This window comes from Promicromonospora sp. NPDC050880 (genome assembly GCF_044456525.1).
GTDB lineage: Bacteria > Actinomycetota > Actinomycetes > Actinomycetales > Cellulomonadaceae > Promicromonospora.
In genome coordinates, this window is sequence record NZ_JBITFV010000026.1 from 51,398 (window position 1) to 57,897 (window position 6,500).

Below are 6,500 nucleotides of genomic sequence, written 5' to 3' on the forward strand. Positions count from 1 at the left end.
GATGACCGCCGTCGCCTCCCCGGACCACCGCACCGGCGGTTCGCCCGCCCCCGGCGCGTCGGCCGCGCGCCGTACCGCCCGCCCGGCGTCGCCCCACCGGCCCCGCCCGTGGACGCCGTACGCCTTCCTGGCTCCGTTCCTGCTGATCTTCGGCACGTTCGTGCTGGCTCCGGCCGTCTCCGGGATCTGGATGAGCCTGCACAACTGGGACTTCTTCCTGCCGGACCGGCCGTTCGTCGGCCTGCAGAACTACGTCGACCTGTTCACCCCGGACGCCTTGGTGGCGCAGCAGTTCTGGGAGAGCATGCGGGCCACCGGGCTGTTCGTGCTCCTGTCGGTGCCGCTGCTCATGGCGATCCCGCTCGGGCTGGCGCTCCTGCTCAACCAGCGGTTCCGCGGGCGCACCCTCTTCCGGGCCGTCTTCTTCGCCCCGTACGTGCTCGGCGTCAGCGTGGTCGGGCTGCTGTGGCAGTACCTGCTCAACGGCAACACCGGGCTGGTCAACGGTTACCTGGCCGAGCTCGGCGTCACCGAGGCGGTGCCCTGGCTGACGGCGACGCCCTGGGTCTGGGTCTCCCTGGTCGGCGTGACGGTCTGGTGGACCCTGGGGTTCAACTCCGTGGTCTACCTCGCGGGGCTGCAGAACGTGGACGAGGCGCTCTACGACGCCGCCAAGGTCGACGGCGCCGACCGCTGGCAGCGGTTCGTGCACGTCACGATCCCGCAGCTGCGTCCGGTGCTCCTCTTCGTGCTGACGATGACGGTGCTCGCCTCGGCGAACATGTTCGGCCAGTCCTACCTGCTCACCTCGGGCAACCCGTCCAACGAGACGCGCACGGCCATCATGTTCATCGCCGAGGTGGGCCTGGAGCAGTTCCGCATGGGCCTGGCCGCCGCCATGAGCTACCTGCTCGCCCTGCTCCTGATCGTCGTCAGTGCCCTGAACTTCCTGTTCCTGCGACAGAAGGAGAGCTGACGTGCCGGCCACCCGCGGCGTCGTGGGCACCCTGCTGCTCTATGCGACGCTCCTCATCCTGTCCGTGATCATCCTGGCCCCGCTGCTGTGGATGCTCTCCACGTCGTTCAAGACGACCGGCGACGCCACGGCCCTGCCGCCGCAGTGGATCCCGCCGACGCCCACCGTCGAGGGCTACACCCGGCTGTTCGCCGACGCGCAGGCGCCGCTGCTGCGCTGGCTCGGCAACTCGGTGCTCGTGGGCGTGCTGCACACCGTCCTGGTGCTCGCCACGGCGTCGGCGGCCGCCTACCCGCTGGCGCGGATGCGGTTCCCGGGCCGTCGCCTGGTCTTCGCGCTGATCATCGGCACGCTCTTCGTGCCCGGCTTCGTCTTCCTCATGCCGAACTACCTGATCGTCGACGGGCTCGGCTGGCTCGACAGCGTGTGGGCGCTGGTGGTGCCGGGGGCGGCCAGCGCGTTCGGCGTGTTCTTCCTGGTGCAGTTCTTCCAGGGCCTCCCGGCGGAGCTGGAGGAGGCCGCGCTGATCGACGGCGCCAACCGGTGGCAGATCTTCGTCCGCGTGGTGCTGCCGCTGTCGCGGGCGCCGCTCGCGACGCTCGGGCTGCTCTCGTTCCTCGGGAGCTGGAACGACTTCCTCTGGCCGCTGTACGTGCTGTTCAACCCGGACCGGCTCACCCTGCCCGCCGGGCTGGCGACGTTGCGCGGGGCGTACGCCACCGACTTCCCCGCCGTGATGGCCGGTGCCGCCATCGCGAGCGTCCCGGTGCTGGTCCTGTTCGCGTTCGTGCAGCGCTTCGTCATCGCCGGAGTCGCCCGGTCAGGCCTCAAGGGATGAGCGGGCGCCGTGCAGAATGGCAGCGTGAACGACACGAGCACCGGCAACCCCGGAACCCTCGCACGCGGCCTGGACATCGTCGAACGGGTGGCGGCGGCGCCGGGCACGACCGTCCAGCGCCTGGCCACGGACCTCGGGCTCAGCCGCAGCGCCGCCTACCGCATCGTGGGTGCGCTGCGGGAGCGGGGGTACCTGGTGGGGGAGACCGAGCTGCGTGCCGGGCCGGTCGTCCTGCGGCTCGGGCTGCAGGCGATGGACGGGCTCGACATCTACACCGTGGGCCCGGAGCCGTTGCGGGAGCTGGTTGCCGAGACGGAGGAGACGGCCTTCATCGCCGTTCTCGACGACGACCAGATGTGCTACGTGATGCAGGAGGAGGGGCCGCAGGTGGTCAAGGTGGTCTCGAAGCTCGGCAGCCGTGCCCCGCTGCACGCCTCCGCACTGGGCAAGGCGTACCTGGCGGCGCTGCCCGAGGCCGAGGCCGAGGCCGTGGTCGACCGCATCCCGCTGACCGGGTACACGGCGACGACCCTGACCACCCCGGCCGCGCTGCACGCCGACCTGGCCCGCACCCGCACGGCGGGCTGGGCGCTGGACGACGCCGAGCGCGAGCCCGGCGTGCGCTGCGTCGCCGCGGCGGTCCGCGGCGCGGGCGAACGACCGGTCGCCGCCATCAGCGTGGCCGGGCCGCGCGACCGCATCGTCGCGGCACAACCCGCCATCGTCACGGCGGTGCGGCGCACCGCCGCGCGCCTGTCCGCCGCGCTCGGCGCGGCGCCGCCTCCCGACCTCCCCTGATTGGACCCCATGGCCTCCGCAGACCCGCGCATCCGTTCCGTCCGCCTCGCCTCGCTGGAGACCCGCTACCCCCGGACCGTGGGCCGCAACGCCCGCCTCGGGAGCCACGGCGACGGCCCCGACTCGCACGTCGCGGTGCTGGTCACCGACGACGGCCGCACGGGGTGGGGGCTGTTCGAGGGGCCGCCCGGTGACGTCGGCCGGGTCGAGGGCCGGCTGCTCTCGGAACTGATCGACCCCGCCACGGGCATCCTCGACGCCGCGGAGCACTGGCTCGACATCGCCCTGCACGACCTGCTCGGCGTGGTGCTGGACGCACCCGTGCACACCCTGCTCGGCGGGCACGGCTCACCCGACGTCGCCGTCTACGACGGCGCCGTCTACTTCGACGACCTCGACCCGGACGACGCCCCGCGCGGCGTCGGCGTGCTGATCGAGGAGTGCCGGGCCGACGCCGCCCTCGGCTTCCGCGACTTCAAGCTCAAGATCGGCCGGGGCAGCCGGTGGCTGCCCCGCGCCGCGGGCGACGCCCGCGACATCGAGGTGACCCGCGCCGTCCGCGACGCGTTCCCGGACGCCCGCATCCTGGTGGACGCCAACGACGGCTACGACCGCGACGGGTTCCTCGCCTACCTGGAGGCGGTCGCCGACGTGGGCCTGTACTGGGTGGAGGAACCGTTCCCCGACGACGCCGACGACCTGGCAGCGCTGCGCACCTGGCTCGACGCGCACTCGCCGGGCACCCGGATCGCGGAGGGCGAGACCTCGCCCGACGTCGCCGCGCTGCTCCCGGTGGCCGCCGCGGGCTCGATCGACGTGCTGCTCATGGACGTCATGTCGTACGGCCTGACGGCGTGGCGCCGCCTCATGCCCACCCTTGCCGCGGCCGGGGTGCACGGCTCGCCGCACGCGTGGGGCCGCCCGCTCAAGACCCGCTACGCCGCGCACCTGGCCGCCGGGCTGGGCAACGTCGAGGTGGTCGAGGGCGTGCCCGGCACCGTGGCGGGAGTCGACCCGGCGCTGCTCACGCCCGCCGACGGCGTCCTGCGGCTGGGGGACCGCCCGGGGTTCGGCGTCCCGGTGCCCGAGGAGCGGCACCTGCGCCCGGTGCGGGCCTGACCCCGACCTCGCCGTGCGACAGACGTGGGGGGGGGGGGGGGGGGGGGGGGGGGGGGGGGGGCGCCCGCCGCCCCCCCCCCCCCCCCCCCCCCCCCCCCCCCCCCCGCCACGGCCCCAGGGCCCTGCGCGTCACTCCACGCCGAGCGCCGCCACGGGCGACGTGCGGACCGCCGCCCGCGCCGGGACCACCGACGCGAGGAGGCCCGCGACGAGGGCGATGCCCAGGACCAGCGCGATGTCCGTCCACGGCACCGCGTACCGCACGTCGCCCATGAGCGACAGCGCGGTGGCCGCACCCGACCAGCCGAACACCAGCCCGAGCACGATGCCGAGCACCGCGCCGACCCCGGCGATGAGCATGCCCTCCACCGCGAGCATGCCGCGGAGCTGGTCCTTGCTCAGCCCGATGGCCCGCAGGGTCGCGGACTCCCGGGTGCGCTCGATCACCGACAGCGACAGCGTGTTCGTGACGCCGATGAGGGCGATCACGACCGCCACCGCGAGCAGGCCCACCACGATGCCGAGGATGACGTCCACGACCTGGCGGAACTGCGCGGCCTGCGCCGCAGGGCCCATCACGAACGCCCCGCCGTCCACCTGGGCCACGGCGTCCTGCACGTCCGTGAGCACCGCCGCGGGATCCGAGCCGTCGATGTGCGCCCAGACGTCCGTCCAGTCCGCCTCTGCCGTGACCCGGGCCAGGTCGGCGGCCGTGATCATGTGGTTGAGCGGCTCCGCCGTGGTGATGACGACCGTCAGGTCGACGGAACCGTCCGGCCCCTCGACCGTGGCGCGGTCGCCCGAGGCCAGGTCCAGCGAGTCCGCGGCGTCCTGGGTCAGCAGGACCGTGCCGTCGGTCAGCCGCCGCGCCTCGTCGCCCACGTTCACGACGGCCGCGAGGTCGTCCGGCTCGGCCGCCGTGACGTCCGAGTCCTGCGTACCGGCGAGCGTGACGGTCGCGCTGCTCACCAGCGCGGTGTCGGTGACCCCGTCGGAGCCGGCCACGGCGTCGCGCACGTCCTGGAGGTACCTCGGGTCGGACGGCGACGCGCTGACGTTGTACGGGAACGTCTCGTCGAGCAGGCTGTCGGCCGACATCCGGGCGCTCGCCGCCCCGGTCGACATCATGGTGACGAGGGTGACGCCGATGAGAAGCGCGGTGGAGGTCGCCGCCGTCCGCCGCGGGTTGCGCAGCGTGTTGGCGACGGCCAGGCGCGCGGCCGGGCCGGTCCGCGACACCAGGCCGCCCAGGCCCGCCGCGACCCGCGGCAGCCAGAGGACGGCGCTGAGGACGACGCCGAAGAACGCGAGCGATCCGCCGCCCACGGCCGCGACGAGCCCGAACTGCGGGGAGCCGTTCATCCCGAGCGCCACGCCGACCGCGAGGCCCGCGAAGCCGCCGACCATGCACAGGATCGAGATGACGAGCCGGGCGCGGCCCGTCCGGGCGCGCAGGGTGGGGGCGTCGGCCGGCCGCAGGGCGGCCAGCGGAGCGACGCGGGTGGCCGAGCGGGCCGGGGCCAGCGCGGCCAGCACCGTGACGCCCGCGCCGACGGCGAGCGGCAGCACGACCGCCTGCCAGGTGAGCGTGATGGTCTCCGGGAGCGGCACCCCGAGGTCGAACGACGGCGCCACGAGGAGGGCGACCTGGGCGAGCCCGGCGCCCACGACGATGCCCGCCGCCGACGCGACGAGGCCGAGGATCGCGGCCTCCAGCAGCACGCTGCGGTAGAGCTGACCCGCCCCCGCGCCGATGCAGCGCAGCAGCGCCAGCGTGCGGACCCGCTGGGCGACCAGCACCTGGAACGTGTTGGTGATGACCATGGCTGCGATCAGCAGCGCGATGGCGGCGAACGTCAGCACGAACACCAGGAAGACGAGGTCCTGGCCACCGGTCTGCTCGGCGGTCTGCTCCGCCGCCACCTCCTCGGTGGTCCGGACGGAGACCGTGCCGCCCGCGCCGGCGGTCGCTGCCGTGACGGACTCGCGCAGGTCGGCCGGGACCGCGGCGCCGTCGAGCGGGGTGTCGAGCGCGACGAGCAGCTCGGTGACCGGGTTCGGGTAGGGCTCGTCCGCGTTCCAGGCGTCGAGCGTCGCGGCGGGCACGGCGGCGGCGCCGCCGTAGGGGGTGTAGGCCCCGTACGGGTCGTCGGCGAGTCCGGTCACGGTCAGCTCCTGCGTGACGTCCTCCGGCTCGCCGAGCTCGGCGGCCGGGTCGTCGGCCGTGCTGTCGGCCCAGCCCTCGGGGTACAGGGTGCGCGTGAGCGTGACCGTGTCGCCGACGCCGACCTCCATGCGGTCGGCGACCCTCGTGGTCAGGGCCACCTCGCCGTCGGCGGACGGCCAGTCGCCGTCGGCCAGCTCCAGCGGGGAGAGGCGGTCGTCGGCCGGGATCGGCGCGAAGGCCTGGAAGCCGCCCTTGCCCCCGTTGCGCAGGTCGCCGAACCAGGTGGTCACGGGCTGGACGGCGCTGACACCGTCGAGGGCGGCCACGGAGTCGACGTCGCCGGGGGTGAACCCGCCGGGCTCGGTCTCGGGGGTGGAGACCACGACGTCGGCCCGGGCGTACCCGGCCGCGACCATGTCGTGGGTGGTGCCGTTGATGACGGCGCCGGCCAGCAGCGTCACGGTGACGAACGCCGTGCTGATCAGGATCGCGACGCCGGCGGCCGTGAGGCGTCCGGTGCTGCGGCGCATCTGGGCGAGGGTGAGGCGTGCGGTGGGGTAGCGGGTGGTGGGGGTGGTGGGGGTGGTCATCACGCGCCCGTT

General features: G+C 74.3%; 5 protein-coding genes. 4 read left to right on the forward strand and 1 reads right to left on the reverse strand.

What is annotated here, in order from left to right:
- Position 1: 1 nt before the first annotated feature.
- The 4 genes from ACIBBF_RS24665 to ACIBBF_RS24680 are packed head-to-tail and all read left to right on the forward strand — an operon-like array spanning position 2 to position 3,731.
- A complete protein-coding gene (locus ACIBBF_RS24665; protein WP_397418745.1) occupies positions 2-976 on the forward strand; it encodes a carbohydrate ABC transporter permease in 975 nt (324 codons plus the stop codon).
- A gap of 1 nt (position 977) precedes the next feature.
- A complete protein-coding gene (locus ACIBBF_RS24670; RefSeq protein WP_397418747.1) occupies positions 978-1,814 on the forward strand; it encodes a carbohydrate ABC transporter permease in 837 nt (278 codons plus the stop codon).
- 24 nt (positions 1,815-1,838) lie between these two features.
- Positions 1,839-2,612 (forward strand): IclR family transcriptional regulator, encoded by a 774-nt coding sequence (locus tag ACIBBF_RS24675; protein WP_397418749.1) that lies wholly within the window; start codon positions 1,839-1,841, stop codon positions 2,610-2,612.
- A 9-nt stretch (positions 2,613-2,621) separates the two neighbouring features.
- Entirely contained in the window at positions 2,622-3,731 is a 1,110-nt protein-coding gene (locus ACIBBF_RS24680; protein WP_397418751.1) for an enolase C-terminal domain-like protein, read from the forward strand.
- A 129-nt stretch (positions 3,732-3,860) separates the two neighbouring features.
- Here ACIBBF_RS24680 and ACIBBF_RS24685 read toward each other — a convergent pair whose 3' ends face one another.
- Positions 3,861-6,488 (reverse strand): ABC transporter permease, encoded by a 2,628-nt coding sequence (locus tag ACIBBF_RS24685; protein ID WP_397418753.1) that lies wholly within the window; start codon positions 6,486-6,488, stop codon positions 3,861-3,863.
- Positions 6,489-6,500 lie beyond the last annotated feature (12 nt).